This window comes from Paraburkholderia sp. SIMBA_030, from assembly GCF_046535245.1.
Lineage (GTDB): Bacteria > Pseudomonadota > Gammaproteobacteria > Burkholderiales > Burkholderiaceae > Paraburkholderia.
Genome location: NZ_JAWRXB010000702.1, coordinates 1 through 266 on the forward strand (window position 1 = coordinate 1; position 266 = coordinate 266).

The 266-nt window shown below is 65.8% G+C and carries 1 protein-coding gene; it reads right to left on the bottom strand.

Annotated features, from left to right (window positions below):
- Positions 1-266 (bottom strand): LysR substrate-binding domain-containing protein (locus tag SB772_RS41755; RefSeq protein ID WP_410838741.1); only part of this gene is annotated, 266 nt, incomplete at both ends.

Below are 266 nucleotides of genomic sequence, written 5' to 3' on the forward strand. Positions count from 1 at the left end.
GTGACCCCGATGCCGGCGCCGACCATCTGGACCAGCGTGGAGAGCGAGCTGCCTTCCATGATTTCCCGCGGCCGCGCCTGGCCGATGCGGCAGAAGGACAGTGCCTGTTCGCGGAAGCAATGGCCTTCCTCGAGCAGCAGCAGCCGCATTTCGCGCAGCATGTCGCGGTCGGGAACCGGGCGGCCTTCATCTTCCAGACGGCGGACGAGCACGAATTCCTCGTCGAACAGTTTCAGTTCGGCCAGCGACGGTTCCGAGACCGGGAG